Origin of the sequence: Halomonas sp. SpR1 (genome assembly GCF_031010175.1) — a bacterium.
In the GTDB taxonomy this organism is placed as follows: Bacteria; Pseudomonadota; Gammaproteobacteria; order Pseudomonadales; family Halomonadaceae; genus Vreelandella.
In genome coordinates, this window is sequence record NZ_JAUAMB010000059.1 from 1 (window position 1) to 14,318 (window position 14,318).

Here is a 14,318-nt window from a genome sequence, read left to right on the forward strand (position 1 = left end):
TCGGCTAGCACTTCCCCTTGCCGGGCGTGCAGGGGACTTTCACCCCCAAGTCATCCTGAGGCACCACCCCCAGGAACAGCGCCAGTCAAGGCGCTGCGCGCCATGCCTGGCGCACTACGAAAAAGCCCGGATCAATGATCCGGGCTTTTTTAGAATTCGTTCGGCTAATGCCGACTAGTTGCTAACGATAAAATGGCTAACAACCCAAATGCTTAATGGCGGACCGGACGAGACTCGAACTCGCGACCTCCGGCGTGACAGGCCGGCATTCTAACCGACTGAACTACCGATCCACTTAAAAGCACTTCTACAACAACCATCAAGGCTAACATTTATAAGCGGTTCAGAGGCGCTTCTAAAGGTAGGTGATGGTGGGTGGTACTGGGTTCGAACCAGTGACCCCCAGCTTGTAAGGCTGGTGCTCTCCCAACTGAGCTAACCACCCATCTATTAACAAATGCCTGCTGGCGCTTGCCAATCTAGCTTAGCAGTTATCGTGGCGGACCGGACGAGACTCGAACTCGCGACCTCCGGCGTGACAGGCCGGCATTCTAACCGACTGAACTACCGGTCCGAATAGCGATAACGACTATTAGCACACTGTGATTTGATGATGGCGGACCGGACGAGACTCGAACTCGCGACCTCCGGCGTGACAGGCCGGCATTCTAACCGACTGAACTACCGGTCCGTTATGCACATCAAATACAGGTCTTACTAGGTACTGCTTTTACATTTCCAGACCATCTTTCAACAGCTTAAGATGGTGGGTGGTACTGGGTTCGAACCAGTGACCCCCAGCTTGTAAGGCTGGTGCTCTCCCAACTGAGCTAACCACCCGCTGGTCACGTGGCGCTGCATTCTACAGAAGGCTTACTCAATGTCAACATGCCGTGTTTAAAAACTGATTTAAAACCGTTTTCTAAACTAACACGTTGCCCACTTCCGCAAGGCCAGAGCCATGAGCGCGGACGAAGGATGCCGCAACTTGGGTAGCCTCGTCAATCAAAACCGTTTGCGTCAGGCCAGAAAGGCGCCGCGGTTTAAAGTCGTGGTCGCCATCTTTTAGCCAGGCGAGCTGAGCGTTTGGCGGCAATGTATAGCCAGCCACCTCCGCCCGGGTACCAAAGGGGTCACGTTCGCCTTGTAATATCAGTATGGGGCAGGCAATCGCAGGCCAGTGTTCCAGGCGTAACTTGTTAGGCGCTTTAGTAGGATGAAATGGGTAGCCTGCTACCACTACACCCGGCACCGGGTTGCTGTATAGCTGCTCACTGGCTGACTGTTGAGTAGTTGGCTGTTTACTGGCAAGCAGGGTCGCTACGCGCCCGCCCATCGACTTCCCGCCAACCCACAGCGGCTGATCACACAAAGGATCCAGTAGCGCGTACCACTGGGCAAACTGGTCAAGGGTCTGGCCGATAGGAGGCGGTGGCCGGCGTTTGCCGGTTTCCTGCATTTGTTGCATATAGGGGAAATCAATACATAAAACCTGTATCCCTTGATCCGCCAAAGAGGTGACAAATTGACGCATGAAAGGCGACTGCTGCCCTGCCCCTGCGCCATGGGCAAACAGCAAGCGGCCTATCTTGGCTTGACCATAGACAGCCAACGGCCCCATGCCCTGCACCAGGAAAGCGCCATTTGGCTGGCGTTTAAGCGCCTCTTTTAAGGTCTGAGGAAGTACCTCGATATATCCAGACAAAGCGTAATGTGACACCCAGCGCTCCTGATAATTCAGTCTTTAATCAATTGGTGTGTTCAGGTTAAGCCTCTGCTGCGCTAGAATCTTGCTCGGATCTTGACCTGCATCATCAAGCGGGTGGCCGCACCCGTGCAAAATGCCACGGGTTACCCCCTAACCGCGTTCGATGGGAACATGACATGAGCACAGCATTTGAACACCCGACCTACAACTACAAGGTAGTTCGGCAGTTCGCGATTATGACCGTTGTGTGGGGCATTGTGGGAATGACTGTTGGTGTCATCCTCGCCTCGCAACTGGTTTGGCCGCAACTGAACCTCGGCATACCTTGGACTAGCTTTGGGCGCCTGCGTCCGTTACACACTAATGCCGTCATTTTCGCCTTTGGCGGTTCGGCGCTCTTTGCCACGTCGTACTACGTTGTCCAGCGTACCTGTCAGACACGGCTTTTCTCTGACAAGTTAGCGGCCTTTACGTTCTGGGGCTGGCAAGCGGTTATCCTCTCGGCCGTGGTGTCACTGCCGCTGGGGCATACCACCACCAAGGAGTACGCTGAGCTGGAGTGGCCGATCAACATTTTGATCGCGGTCGTATGGATCAGCTATGCCATCGTGTTCCTAATGACGATCAAAAAACGCACTACATCGCATATTTATGTGGCGAACTGGTTCTTTGCGGCGTTTATTTTGACCGTTGCGGTGCTGCACATCGTCAACAACGCGGCCATCCCGGTGACTCCCATGTACTCCACCTCGATCTACGCCGGTGCGGTAGATGCCATGGTGCAGTGGTGGTATGGACACAACGCGGTGGGCTTCTTCCTGACCGCAGGCTTCCTGGGCATGATGTACTACTTCGTGCCAAAGCAGGCTGAACGCCCGATCTACTCCTACCGTCTCTCAATCGTCCACTTCTGGGCATTGATCATGATCTATATGTGGGCAGGCCCTCACCACCTGCACTACACAGCTCTACCCAACTGGGCACAGTCGCTGGGTATGATTATGTCCATCATTCTGCTGGCACCCTCCTGGGGCGGCATGATCAACGGCATGATGACTCTTTCAGGGGCCTGGCATAAGCTTCGCACGGATCCGACACTACGCTTTTTGGTGGTAGCACTATCGTTCTACGGCATGTCCACCTTTGAAGGCCCGATGATGGCGATTAAGACCGTCAACGCGCTGTCGCACTACACTGACTGGACCATTGGCCACGTTCACTCCGGCGCGCTTGGCTGGGTAGCAATGATCACCATCGGCTCGATGTATCACCTGATCCCACGCGTCTTTGGTCGCACGGAAATGTACTCGGTCAACCTGATTGCCGTGCACTTCTGGCTGGCCACTATTGGCACCGTGCTGTACATCGCCTCCATGTGGGTTAACGGTATTCTGCAAGGCCTTATGTGGCGTGCGATTAACCCTGACGGCACTTTGATGTACACCTTCGTTGAATCCGTTGAAGCCAGCGCACCGGGCTACTTTGTTCGCTTAATCGGCGGCCTATTCTGGGTCACAGGCATGCTGATCATGGCGTTCAATGTGTACATGACCGTTAAGCGTCGTGAGGCCGTCAGCCATTCAGCGCCACAAGCTGCCTAAACCGGGGAAGTTGAGACCAATGAAACACGAGATTGTCGAAAAGAACGTTGGCCTGCTTGCCGTGTTGATCCTTGTCGTGATCAGTTTCGGCGGCTTGGCTGAGGTCGTCCCACTCTTTTTCCAGAAGCAGACAACCGAGCCAGTCGAAGGCCTGGAGCCCCTGTCAGCACTGGAACTCGAAGGCCGAGACATCTATCGCCGCGAAGGCTGCGTGGGCTGTCACTCTCAAATGGTGCGTCCATTCCGTGCTGAAACCGAACGCTACGGCCACTATAACGTGGCAGGTGAGCAGGTTTACGAGCATAACTTCCTGTGGGGCTCCAAGCGCACCGGTCCAGATCTGGCGCGTGTCGGCGGCCGCTATAGCGATGACTGGCACCGCGCTCACCTCTACAATCCCCGCGACGTAGTGCCCGAGTCGATCATGCCGGCTTACCCCTGGCTGTTTGAAAACACCCTCGATGGTGATGCCACTCCCCAAAAGATGCGTACGCTGCGTCAACTGGGCGTGCCGTATACCGACGAAGATATTGCCAACGCTACTGCAGAGGTTCGCGGCACCCAGGAAATTACCGCCCTGGTCGCGTATCTCCAGCAGCTCGGAACCGTGCTCGAGGGCACTCGTTAAGTTATGGATACGGGAACTTTTCGCGGTCTCATCACGCTGATCTTGATTTTCGCGTTTATCGGTATTGCCCTCTGGGCGTACTCCAAGCGACGCAAGCCAGATTTCGACGAAGCGGCTAATTTGCCCTTTGCCGACGACGATGAGCTACCGACCAGTGACAAGCACGCTTCGCGTGAACGCGACAGCGAAGCGCGTTCCCGCGACGACAGGGGAGATAAGAAGTTATGAATAATTTATGGGGTGACTCCCTATCCGGCTTTTGGAGCGCCTGGATCATTATCATTACGCTGGGCACGATAGCGCTGAGCGTATGGATACTGCTGGCCAACCGCCGCACCGATAAGACGCCTGATGCGGACGGTAACGTAGAAACCACTGGCCACGCCGCCGATGGCATCGAAGAGTATGACAATCCACTACCAAAGTGGTGGTTCCAGCTATTCGTTTTAACGGTGGTCTTTGCACTGGGCTATCTGGTGTTTTACCCCGGCCTGGGCAACTACGCAGGGCTATTAGGTTGGTCGCAGGAGGGTCAATGGGAAGAGGAAGTCGCTCAGGCCGAAGAGCGCTTCACGCCGATTTTTTCCCAGTACCAGGAAGTACCCATTCCGGAGCTTGCCGAAGACCCCGAAGCGATGCAGGTGGCTGAACGTATCTACCAAAACAACTGCGCAGTGTGCCACGGCTCCAACGCTCAGGGTGGTTATGGCTTCCCCAACCTGACCGACGACGACTGGCTATACGGTGGTGAGCCAGAAAACATTCTGACTACGCTGAACAACGGCCGTAACGGACTAATGCCCTCCTGGCAGCAGCTGGGGCAGAACAATATCGAGAACCTGACGCAATACGTTCTGTCTCTGTCTAATGAAGAGCATGATGAAGCGCAAGCTGAACAGGGCGAAAGCACCTTTATGGCGGTGTGTGCGGCCTGCCACGGCCCAAGCGGAACTGGCAACATGGCCCTTGGTGCGCCTAACTTGACCGATGACATCTGGCTTTACCTGGCACCTGGCCAAGAGGTGGGTGACTCTATCCGCCAAACGCTGCGTAACGGTCGTAACGGCCATATGCCTGCGCAAGCGGCCTATATTGGTGAAGAGCGCGTTCACCTGGTCGCGGCTTACGTATATAGCCTGCGCCTAGCGGACTAATTGATCGCTGACAGATAGCGACAACCGTCAGTAACGCTAACCAAGCAAGGGTGCGGCCCCAAACCGCACCCTTTCTTTATACCCAACCCGATACAATATTGGCGAAACACCTAAGACCGACTAAGCATCAAAATTAACTAAGCACCAAAATTTTACCTAGCACCTCGTTTAACTGAGCAATTCATTTAATGGAAGGGTGCCATCTCTCCTGCCTTCTGAGCCGGGAAATATCGCCATGGAAAAGATACCAAGCCAAGACGTCACGCCGAACCCGGTGGGGCATCATACCCCCTCTGAAACGGTTACCCAGGAAATGTACGCCAAGCGTCGCCACATTTACGTGCGCGAAATTAAGGGTGTCTTCCAAAAGCTACGGCGCAGTGCCAACTGGGCGTTAATGCTGGCATTTTTTCTCTTACCCTGGATTAACATCGGGGGTCGGCCGCTAATACTATTCGACCTGCCTAACCGTGAATTCCATATTTTTAGCGCCACCTTCTACCCCCAGGAATTCATCCTGCTGTCGTGGCTATTGATTATCTGTGCCTTTGGGCTGTTTTTTATTACCGTTTTTGCTGGCCGAGTATGGTGTGGCTATACCTGCCCGCAAAGCGTTTGGACTTTCCTGTTTATCTGGCTTGAGCACCGTATTGAAGGCTCGCGCAACCGGCGCATTAAACTCGACAGCCAGCCAATGAACGCTGAGAAAGCCTGGCGCAAAACGGCTAAGCATAGCGCCTGGCTGCTCATTGCCCTCGCCACCGGCGTCACCTTTGTGGGTTACTTCACCCCGATTCGCGAATTGGTGGCGGAACTGCCCACCTTAGAGGCCCACGGCTGGTCTTACTTCTGGGTCGGCTTTTTCTTAGTGTTTACCTACCTCAACGCAGGTTGGCTGCGCGAGCAGGTGTGCATCTATATGTGCCCCTATGCACGCTTTCAATCGGTTATGTTTGACCGCGATACGCTGATCGTCTCCTACGACGAAACACGTGGCGAACCCCGCGGGCACCGTAAGAAAAGTCTCAGTCATCTGGAAGCCCGCGAGGCGGGCTATGGCGACTGTATCGACTGCGAACTTTGCGTACAGGTCTGCCCCACCGGTATCGATATCCGTGACGGGCTACAGTACGAGTGCATCACCTGCGCCGCCTGTATTGATGCCTGCGACAGTGTGATGGATAAAATGGGCTACCCGCGAGGGTTGGTGCGCTACACCACCGAAAACGCCCTGGAGGGTAAAAAGAGCCATATCATGCGTCCGCGCCTGCTAGGCTACTTCTCTGCACTAGTGCTGATGGTGGGGACTTTTGCCTGGGCCATCAATGACCGCACGCCACTCAATTTCGACGCTGAGCGCGAACGTACCCAGCTCTACCAGGTGACCCGCGACGGTCAAATTAGCAATGTGTTTAGCCTGACTATCCGCAACCTGGATGATCAAGACCACACCTACCAGCTAAGCGTTGCCGGTTTGCCCAGCTTAGCCCTGGATAGTACTTCAATTAGCGTGCCCGCGGGGGAGTCGCGCTTTGAAGCCGTCACCGTGACCGCCGATCCCGACGATTTACAGCAACCCAGCCACGCCATTGTATTCACGCTGCAGGCTCAACAGGATGCGGATATTCGCCTTGAGCGCGAGACCACCTTCCTGGGCAATATTAGGAGATAGAAGATTATGCCATCCCCCTCGGTAACACCGTGGTATAAGCAGTTCTGGCCGTGGTTTTTAATCGGCATACTGATGTCATCCATTCTGTTCAGTATTACCTATGCGATCTTATCCATTAAAAGCTTCGACGGCATGGTTGTTCAGGAAGATTATTACGAGCACGGCAAAGCCATCAATATGGTGCTGGCCAAGCAGGAGCAAGCACGGGCACTCAACCTAAGTGCCGAGCTGCGCCTTGATCCGCTGACCAGCGATATTGTGGTTGATTTAACTGGCGATGCGCGTCCCGACGCGCTCTATCTGGATCTAATCTTCCCTACTGAGAATGACCGCGACCAGTCGTTTGTGCTCGAGCATGTCCGCGACGGCCGCTATATTACCCAAGGCCCCGACAATCTGCGCTACCGCTGGTATCTGCAGATCCAGCCTACGCTAGAAGATGCCGACTGGCGCCTTACCGGTGAGGCCACGTTCCCCAATGAAAACAGCGTCACGCTACTGCCGGGAGGACGCAAAGCAAGCGAATGAGCGACGCAACGCCTGCCACCCCCTGCTATCACTGCGGTAACCCGGTGCCCGCTGGAGCACCCTGGTCGATTACCCTGGATGAGGCTACCCACCCGCTTTGCTGCCCCGGCTGCGAGGCGGTGGCCCATGCCATCGTCGACGGTGGTCTGGAGAGCTACTACCGCTACCGTACCGAGCTTCCCGAGCGCCCGGATGAGCGTCAGGCAGCCAAGGCCGACACCTGGTCGGTGTTTGACGACCCCGGCCTGCAGGCGCAGTTTGTCCACCCTGATGGCGATGAGGGCAATGTTAAAGCCACCCTCACCATTGAAGGCATTACCTGCGCCGCCTGTGCGTGGCTGATTGAGCACCGTTTGAACGCCTTAACGGGGATTGCCTCCAGCGCGGTGAATTTAACCCACCACCGTCTACGGGTGAGCTGGAACCCCCAGCAGTTGAAGCTCTCGCAACTGCTGGCGGAACTGGCAGCTATTGGCTACGACGCCCAGCCCTACGAGCCCGATCAAGCCCAGGCGCGTCTGCAGCACGAAGAGCGCATGAACGTGCGCCGGCTGATTATTGCCGCCGTCGGCATGATGCAGGTGATGATGTTCTCGATCCCGATTTATGTCTCTGGCCCCGGTGAGATCAGTGACGACTTCTACGCGCTTTTTCACTGGCTCTCCTTTGCGCTGGCCACGCCGGTGGTGTTTTTCTCGGCGCAACCTTTTTTCCGTAACGCCCTGCGCGACCTGCGCACCGGGGTTCTCGGCATGGATGTACCGGTCTCACTGGCGATTGGCGGCGCTTATCTTGCCAGCAGCTACGCGGTGCTGTTCAACGTCGGCGAGGTCTATTTCGACTCGGTGACCATGTTCACCTTCTTTTTGCTGTTTGGCCGCTACGTGGAGGGCCGCGCCAGGCGCCGCAGTGGCCATAGCGGCAACGCACTCAGCGGCGTGCTGCCGATTTCGGCCACGCGCCTGGAAAACGACGGCAGCGAGCGCATCCTGCCCGCCAGCGAACTTGCTCCCGGTGATCGCGTATTGATCAAACCCGGCCATGGCGTGCCCGCCGATGGCATTATCGAGGAGGGCGAATCGAGCCTGGATGAGTCGATGCTGACCGGTGAATACCTGCCAGTAACCCGCCGGGTGGGCGACCCTATTACCGGCGGTAGTCAAAACATGGAAAACCCACTGGTGATTAGGGTGACCCACGCCGGGCGCGATGCCCGTGTGGCAGGTATCGTCGATCTTACCGACCGGGCTTTTGCCAGCCGCCCCAGGCTTGCCCAGATGGCGGCCCGCATGGCCCACCTCTTTGTACTACGCCTGCTAATAGTAACGGCGTGCGTGACGATTGCCTGGTGGTTTATCGACCCCTCGCGGATGCTCTGGGTACTGCTCTCGGTGCTGGTGGTAACCTGCCCCTGTGCATTAGCCCTGGCCACCCCCGCGGCCCTCACCGCAGGCCATGGCCAACTGCGTAAGCGCGGCGTTTTAATCACCCGCGCCGATGCCATGGAGACGCTCTCCAACGTTACCCGGGTAATTTTCGATAAAACCGGCACCCTGACCCGTGGCGAAATGCACCTGACCCAAACCCAGCCTCTTGGCGAACTCACCGCCGAGCGCGCACGGGCAGTTGCCGCCGCCCTTGAGGCTCATTCAGAGCACCCCATCGCCCGCGCCTTTCGACCATTCCGCGATGCCACACTGCAAGCCAAAGAGGTTCACAGCCACACCGGGCAAGGGCTTGAAGGCAGCTTAAACGGCGCTCGCTGGCGGTTGGGTAAGCCCGAATTTGCAGTGGATAAGGCCGTGAGTGGCGCCGGGGAGAGCGTGGTGGCGGCGCCTGCCAAGGGCCAATGGCTGCTGCTTAGCGAAAACGGCGAACCCCGCGCCTGGTTTGGCCTGCACGACGGCGTTCGCGATGACGCAGCGGCGACGATCGCGGCCCTCCAGGCCCAGGGGTTAAACGTGGAGCTGCTTTCTGGGGATACCCAGGATGCGGTGGAAAGCCTGGCCGACCAGCTCAATATCGCCACCTGGCACGCAGGGGTCAGTCCCGAGGGCAAGCTGGCGCGGATGAAAAAGCTTCAAGCCGCAGGCGAAACCGTGGTGATGATAGGCGATGGCATCAACGACGTGCCGGTGTTAGCCGGTGCCGATGTAGCGATTGCCATGAATGGAGCGACGGATTTAGCCCGAACCCGTGCCGATGCGGTGCTGCTCAGCCCCCGTCTGATGCGCATTTTTGAAGCCATCGAGATTTCCCGGGCGACGAGGCGTATCATGCGCCAGAACATGATTTGGTCAGTGTGCTACAACTTTTCGGCGCTACCGCTGGCGGCGATGGGGCTGGTGCCGCCCTGGCTAGCCGCCATTGGTATGTCGCTTAGCTCACTGGTAGTGGTGGGTAACGCCCTGCGGCTGTCACGCTGGCGTCCCAAGCCGGTACCAACGCTTGGCACTTCAACACCGGTAACCGCATGACGATTCTGTATCTGCTTATTCCGCTTTCGCTAATCCTACTCGGCCTCGCCGTCTGGGCCTTTTTCTGGGCGGTGAAGAATGACCAGTTCGACGACCTGGAAGGCCCAGCGCACCGTATACTGTTTGATGAAGATGAGAACGATCTGAGCCCTGAACAGCGCCGCCAACGTCAGCAGGCAAAGTCCCCTGAAACATCAGCAACAGACACACCCGACGACCAAGAGCCACGGCCATGAATCCGACGGGGCTTGATCTGCCGCCGCTAATGGCGGCGTTTGTGTTTGGCTTGATGGGCGGTGCCCACTGCATTGGCATGTGTGGCGGCATCATGAGCGCGCTCACCTTTGCAGTTCCCCCCAGCATGCGCCATCCGGCGCGCATGGGCGGCCTACTACTTAGCTACAATGCAGGCCGCATTATGAGCTATATGAGCGCAGGTGCGCTGGTTGCGCTGCTGGGCACGCTATTTTCGCTTTCTGCCCCGGCGCGACTATTGCTTCAAGTATTTGCCGCGCTGATGCTGATCCTGATGGCGCTGTATATCGCCAACTGGTGGAAAGGGCTACTCAAGGTGGAGGCCGTAGGACGCCGCCTCTGGCGCTTTATTGAGCCCGTGGGGCGGCGCTTAATGCCGGTGGTATATATGCCTCAAGCCTTCGCGCTGGGCGCCATTTGGGGCTGGCTGCCCTGTGGGCTGGTCTACTCCATGCTGGCCTGGAGCTTGGCGATTGCCGACCCGTTACAAGGCGCCCTACTCATGGGTGCCTTTGGGCTGGGCACCCTGCCTGCGCTGCTCGCCACTGGCCTCGCTGCGCGCCAGCTAAGCCACCTGATTCGTCACCCGGCGACGCGCAGCGTGGCAGCGCTAACGATTATTGCTTTTGCCCTGTGGCAGCTGTGGACGCTCACTGCGCATCATTAGCCCTAGCATGACATGGCTCAATTTTTACGTTTTCATTACGGGTTAGGCTAGCGGCATTTCCTAACGTCGGAGCGCCCCTTCATGCCCGTTCATGCCCCTGCGGTTTCACCTCTTGCCTCGTCTGTGGCGGTAGCGCCCACGCAGCCGGTGTGGGATGAAGCCCTGCTGCGCCGCTACGACACCAGTGGCCCACGCTACACCTCTTACCCTACGGCGCTGTCGTTTCACGACCAATTTACCCCCAGCGACCTGACCCAGGCGCTTGAGCGGAGCAATACCAGCAAGCGACCGCTGTCTCTGTATGTTCACGTGCCTTTTTGCCGCAAGATTTGCTTCTACTGCGCATGCAATAAAATCGCGACCAAGAACACCGCCCTGGCCGAGCCCTATATAACGAGGCTTGACCGTGAGATGGTGCTGACCGCACGCCATCTGGATACATCACGGCCGGTGGAACAGCTGCATTGGGGCGGTGGTACGCCAACGTTTCTTAGCTTGAACCAGATGGGCGACCTGATTGATCGTCTGGATGCCCGTTTTGGCCTCTCCTCGTCGGCGGATCGCGATTACGCCATTGAAATAGATCCTCGCGAAGCGGATGTATTTACTCTACGCCACCTCGAATCCCTGGGGTTTAATCGCATCAGCCTGGGGGTGCAGGACTTAAGCCCGCTGGTGCAGAAAGCAATTAACCGCATTCAGCCTCGAGTACTTACCGAAACGCTAATGGAGGAGGCCCACCGCCTGGGCTTTCGCTCGCTTAATCTCGACCTCATTTACGGTTTGCCCTTCCAGACTGAAAAGAGTTTTGCCGACACCCTGCGCCAGGTGATTGAGCTAAACCCGGCGCGCCTTTCGGTATTTAATTACGCCCATATGCCCGAGCGCTTTGCCCCCCAGCGGCGTATCAATGTCGATGACTTGCCCGGTGGCGAAGAGAAGCTGGCGATTCTGCGCACCACCATTGAGATGCTGACCGCAGCAGGCTATGTGCATATCGGTATGGATCACTTTGCCCGCCCCGACGATAGCCTTGCCGTTGCCCAGCGAGAAGGCTCGCTACAGCGCAACTTTCAAGGCTACTCCAGCCACGCGCAGTGCGACTTAATTGGGCTTGGCGTTTCGGCGATTTCGCGCATTGATGATGTTTATGCGCAGAACCCAAGCGATCTGGCACGCTATGAAGCGGCGCTGGATCAGGGCCAACTTGCAACCGTACGCGGCGTGCGGCTGAGCGATGACGACCTCATCCGTCGGGACGTGATTGAACGGCTGATGTGCGATATGGGCATTGACCTGTCTGCGGTCAGCCAGCGCTGGAACATCGATGCTCCCCGCTATTTCGCACCCGCTCTGGAACGTTTACAGAGCGCCGAGCAAGATGGCCTACTGACGCGTAGTGGTGATCAACTTAATGCCACGTCCATGGGGCGGCTGCTGATTCGCCATTTAGCCATGGCCTTTGATGCCCATCTTTCTGGGCAAACGGGGCAGCGCTACTCTAAGATTGTCTAATCACCTTTAGGCAGACATGCTAAAGCGACTATAATAAGTAAGGATTTTCTAATTGATAAGCATGACCCACTCAAGGAGCAACGCATGCTGGAACCCATGAGCCGTCGGCGCTCGCTACTCCACGAAGCGCGCTGCCAAACCTGCAGTTTGAGCTCGCTGTGCCTGCCGCTTGCCCTTGAGTTGGACGATATGGGGCAGTTCGATGCGATTATTCGCCGCCGTGCGCCGCTTAAAAAAGGCGAACCGCTGTTTCGCCAGGGTGACACCTTTACCAGTGTTTATGCAGTACGTTCGGGCAGTTTGAAGCAGATCACCGCCGAGGGTAACGGCAGCGAGCAGTTGACCAATTTCTACCTACCGAGTGAGCTGGTGGGGCTGGATGGCATTGACGAAGAGCACTACCCCGGTAGCGTAATCGCCCTGGAAACCACCACCATCTGCGAGATTCCCTTTGACCGCCTGGATCTGCTCTCAGAAGAGATCCCCGAGCTACGCGGTCAGTTGTATCGCAGCATGAGCAAAGAGTTGCGCGATGACCGACGCATGATGCGCCTCCTATCGCGTAAAACCGCCGACCAGCGGCTGGCGAGCTTTTTGATCACGCTCTCGGATCGCTTTCGTCGTCGGGGCTACTCGCCCTACAGCTTTCGCCTCTCAATGCCCAGAGCCGATATCGGCAACTACCTGGGCTTAGCGGTGGAAACCGTCAGCCGCATTTTAAGCCGCTTTCAGCAGCAGAGCGTGGTGGCGGTTTCCGGGCGAGAGGTCAATATTCTCGATATGCCGCGCTTGATTACCCTCGCCGAAGAGGAAGAGCAAACGGTTAGCTGACGTTAAAGGCCTGGATGCGCCCCGCCAGCAGCTCCGCCTGTTTAGCTTCCAAGCCTTCAAAATCAAACAGGTTGCGGTCTGCCAGCTGGGATGGGGAAACATTGGTCACCGCTTTGAACATGCTTTCCAGGCGTCCGGGAAACTTCTTGTCCCACTCGGCGAGCATCTCTTTGACCACCTGGCGCTGCATATTGGGCTGGGAGCCGCAGAGGTTGCAGGGGATAATCGGGAATTCCATCAGCCGCGAGAATTCGGCGATATCTGCCTCTTTGCAGTAGGCCAACGGCCGAATAACGATATTCTTACCATCATCGGATAGCAGCTTGGGTGGCATCGCTTTCAGGTTGCCGCCGAAGAACATATTCAGAAACAGGGTTTCGAGGATATCTTCCCGATGATGGCCAAGAGCAATTTTGTTGGCGCCAATCTCTTCGGCAAAGCCATACAGCGAGCCGCGGCGCAGCCGTGAACAGAGCGCGCAAGTTGTTTTCCCCTCCGGAGTTTTCTCCTTCACCACCGAGTAGGTATCACGCTCGACAATGTGATACTCCACGCCCTGCTTATCCAGATAGGCAGGCAGCACGTGCTCGGGAAACCCAGGCTGCTTTTGATCCAGGTTGACCGCCACCAGTGAAAAATTGACCGGGGCGTTGCGCTGCAAGTTGCGCAAAATCTCCAGCATGGTGTAGCTGTCTTTGCCGCCGGAGAGGCACACCATCACGCGATCGCCTTCATTGATCATTTGGTAATCAATAATCGCATTGCCCACTTCCCGGCGCAGACGCTTTTGCAGCTTGTTAAATTCGCGCTTCTGCTTCGCATCAACCAGCTCTGGCTGGTCGTGCTCAGCGTTAGCCGGTTCGGCTATAACGTTGTCATAGTGAGCAGGGTCAAAGTGATCAAGAGATTGCATGGTATAAGCACTGCCGAGGGTAGAAGGCGTGAGAGAAAAAGTAGTAGCTATTCTAACAACACTCACCGCCCGACCCAACTAATCAGACGTAACCATATACGATACCTCAATTGAAAATGACTATTTTGACCGCTGCTCCATAACTCGGTGCGAGGGCAGGTTGGAGCGAGGGTCTTTTGTCATGGCCGGAAAATATTCCAGACAATTCCGGCATTTCCGCCATCCATGGCGGTCAGATGACAAAAGTAGCGCCCAGGGATGATGAGATGGTCTCCTCCCCCCCATTGTCGGCGTCAAAATGCGCCAGAATGAAAGTGTCACTTCATTCAAGACGGGAGAAGACCATGAACAAGTATAGGGTGATTGGCG

Annotated in this window: 13 protein-coding genes and 5 tRNA genes; 11 read left to right on the forward strand and 7 right to left on the reverse strand. The window is 56.6% G+C overall.

Translation table 11 applies throughout. From position 1 onward, the window contains the following. Positions 1–216: 216 nt before the first annotated feature. The 6 genes from QT231_RS23340 to QT231_RS23365 form a co-directional block, all read right to left on the reverse strand. Positions 217–293: transfer RNA gene (locus tag QT231_RS23340), tRNA-Asp, on the reverse strand. A 76-nt stretch (positions 294–369) separates the two neighbouring features. Continuing rightward, a tRNA-Val gene (locus tag QT231_RS23345) sits at positions 370–445 on the reverse strand. A 52-nt stretch (positions 446–497) separates the two neighbouring features. Then, positions 498–574: transfer RNA gene (locus QT231_RS23350), tRNA-Asp, on the reverse strand. A gap of 40 nt (positions 575–614) precedes the next feature. Next, positions 615–691: transfer RNA gene (locus QT231_RS23355), tRNA-Asp, on the reverse strand. A gap of 73 nt (positions 692–764) precedes the next feature. Continuing rightward, positions 765–840: transfer RNA gene (locus tag QT231_RS23360), tRNA-Val, on the reverse strand. Between the two features lie 82 nt (positions 841–922). Further along, positions 923–1,720: an alpha/beta fold hydrolase gene (locus QT231_RS23365; protein WP_308339174.1), complete on the reverse strand. Its 798-nt coding sequence runs from the start codon at positions 1,718–1,720 to the stop codon at positions 923–925. A 164-nt stretch (positions 1,721–1,884) separates the two neighbouring features. On the opposite strand from QT231_RS23365, the gene ccoN reads away from it, so the two are divergent. The 11 genes from ccoN (at position 1,885) to fnr (ending at position 13,036) form a co-directional block, all read left to right on the forward strand. Further along, positions 1,885–3,309, forward strand: a complete 1,425-nt coding sequence (ccoN, locus tag QT231_RS23370) for a cytochrome-c oxidase, cbb3-type subunit I (protein ID WP_308339175.1) — start codon at positions 1,885–1,887, stop codon at positions 3,307–3,309. 19 nt (positions 3,310–3,328) lie between these two features. After that, positions 3,329–3,937 (forward strand): cytochrome-c oxidase, cbb3-type subunit II, encoded by a 609-nt coding sequence (ccoO, locus tag QT231_RS23375; protein ID WP_308339176.1) that lies wholly within the window; start codon positions 3,329–3,331, stop codon positions 3,935–3,937. Positions 3,938–3,940: 3 nt separating this feature from the next. After that, positions 3,941–4,165: a cbb3-type cytochrome c oxidase subunit 3 gene (locus QT231_RS23380; protein ID WP_308339177.1), complete on the forward strand. Its 225-nt coding sequence runs from the start codon at positions 3,941–3,943 to the stop codon at positions 4,163–4,165. Continuing rightward, a complete protein-coding gene (ccoP, locus tag QT231_RS23385) occupies positions 4,162–5,091 on the forward strand; it encodes a cytochrome-c oxidase, cbb3-type subunit III (RefSeq protein WP_308339178.1) in 930 nt (309 codons plus the stop codon). The genes QT231_RS23380 and ccoP overlap by 4 nt, the downstream gene beginning before the upstream one ends. Before the next feature lie 235 nt (positions 5,092–5,326). Continuing rightward, complete coding sequence (gene ccoG, locus QT231_RS23390) at positions 5,327–6,763, forward strand: cytochrome c oxidase accessory protein CcoG (RefSeq protein WP_308339179.1); 1,437 nt, start codon at positions 5,327–5,329, stop codon at positions 6,761–6,763. Between the two features lie 6 nt (positions 6,764–6,769). Continuing rightward, positions 6,770–7,291 carry a FixH family protein gene (locus tag QT231_RS23395; protein ID WP_308339180.1) on the forward strand — a complete coding sequence of 174 codons (522 nt, stop codon included), beginning with the start codon at positions 6,770–6,772 and terminating at the stop codon, positions 7,289–7,291. Further along, entirely contained in the window at positions 7,288–9,768 is a 2,481-nt protein-coding gene (locus QT231_RS23400) for a heavy metal translocating P-type ATPase (protein ID WP_308339181.1), read from the forward strand. Before QT231_RS23395 ends, QT231_RS23400 begins: the two co-directional genes overlap by 4 nt. Further along, positions 9,765–10,004, forward strand: a complete 240-nt coding sequence (ccoS, locus tag QT231_RS23405) for a cbb3-type cytochrome oxidase assembly protein CcoS (RefSeq protein WP_308339182.1) — start codon at positions 9,765–9,767, stop codon at positions 10,002–10,004. Before QT231_RS23400 ends, ccoS begins: the two co-directional genes overlap by 4 nt. Continuing rightward, positions 10,001–10,690 carry a sulfite exporter TauE/SafE family protein gene (locus tag QT231_RS23410; protein ID WP_308339183.1) on the forward strand — a complete coding sequence of 230 codons (690 nt, stop codon included), beginning with the start codon at positions 10,001–10,003 and terminating at the stop codon, positions 10,688–10,690. Before ccoS ends, QT231_RS23410 begins: the two co-directional genes overlap by 4 nt. A gap of 81 nt (positions 10,691–10,771) precedes the next feature. Further along, positions 10,772–12,205, forward strand: a complete 1,434-nt coding sequence (hemN, locus tag QT231_RS23415; protein ID WP_308339184.1) for an oxygen-independent coproporphyrinogen III oxidase — start codon at positions 10,772–10,774, stop codon at positions 12,203–12,205. Between the two features lie 84 nt (positions 12,206–12,289). Beyond that, positions 12,290–13,036 carry a fumarate/nitrate reduction transcriptional regulator Fnr gene (fnr, locus tag QT231_RS23420; protein ID WP_308339185.1) on the forward strand — a complete coding sequence of 249 codons (747 nt, stop codon included), beginning with the start codon at positions 12,290–12,292 and terminating at the stop codon, positions 13,034–13,036. Here fnr and ttcA read toward each other — a convergent pair. After that, positions 13,029–13,949 (reverse strand): tRNA 2-thiocytidine(32) synthetase TtcA, encoded by a 921-nt coding sequence (gene ttcA, locus QT231_RS23425; protein WP_064234184.1) that lies wholly within the window; start codon positions 13,947–13,949, stop codon positions 13,029–13,031. The two genes, fnr and ttcA, sit on opposite strands and share 8 nt — an antisense overlap. Positions 13,950–14,318 lie beyond the last annotated feature (369 nt).

Excerpts from the sequence above, each read along its gene's own strand:
- QT231_RS23380 (WP_308339177.1), top strand. The coding sequence starts at position 3,941 with ATGGATACGGGAACTTTTCGCGGTCTCATCACGCTGATCTTGATTTTC.
- ccoG (WP_308339179.1), top strand. The coding sequence starts at position 5,327 with ATGGAAAAGATACCAAGCCAAGACGTCACGCCGAACCCGGTGGGGCAT.
- QT231_RS23400 (WP_308339181.1), top strand. The coding sequence starts at position 7,288 with ATGAGCGACGCAACGCCTGCCACCCCCTGCTATCACTGCGGTAACCCG.
- QT231_RS23410 (WP_308339183.1), top strand. The coding sequence starts at position 10,001 with ATGAATCCGACGGGGCTTGATCTGCCGCCGCTAATGGCGGCGTTTGTG.
- QT231_RS23395 (WP_308339180.1), top strand. The coding sequence starts at position 6,770 with ATGCCATCCCCCTCGGTAACACCGTGGTATAAGCAGTTCTGGCCGTGG.
- ccoS (WP_308339182.1), top strand. The coding sequence starts at position 9,765 with ATGACGATTCTGTATCTGCTTATTCCGCTTTCGCTAATCCTACTCGGC.
- ttcA (WP_064234184.1), bottom strand. The coding sequence starts at position 13,949 with ATGCAATCTCTTGATCACTTTGACCCTGCTCACTATGACAACGTTATA.
- ccoP (WP_308339178.1), top strand. The coding sequence starts at position 4,162 with ATGAATAATTTATGGGGTGACTCCCTATCCGGCTTTTGGAGCGCCTGG.
- fnr (WP_308339185.1), top strand. The coding sequence starts at position 12,290 with ATGCTGGAACCCATGAGCCGTCGGCGCTCGCTACTCCACGAAGCGCGC.
- ccoN (WP_308339175.1), top strand. The coding sequence starts at position 1,885 with ATGAGCACAGCATTTGAACACCCGACCTACAACTACAAGGTAGTTCGG.
- ccoO (WP_308339176.1), top strand. The coding sequence starts at position 3,329 with ATGAAACACGAGATTGTCGAAAAGAACGTTGGCCTGCTTGCCGTGTTG.
- hemN (WP_308339184.1), top strand. The coding sequence starts at position 10,772 with ATGCCCGTTCATGCCCCTGCGGTTTCACCTCTTGCCTCGTCTGTGGCG.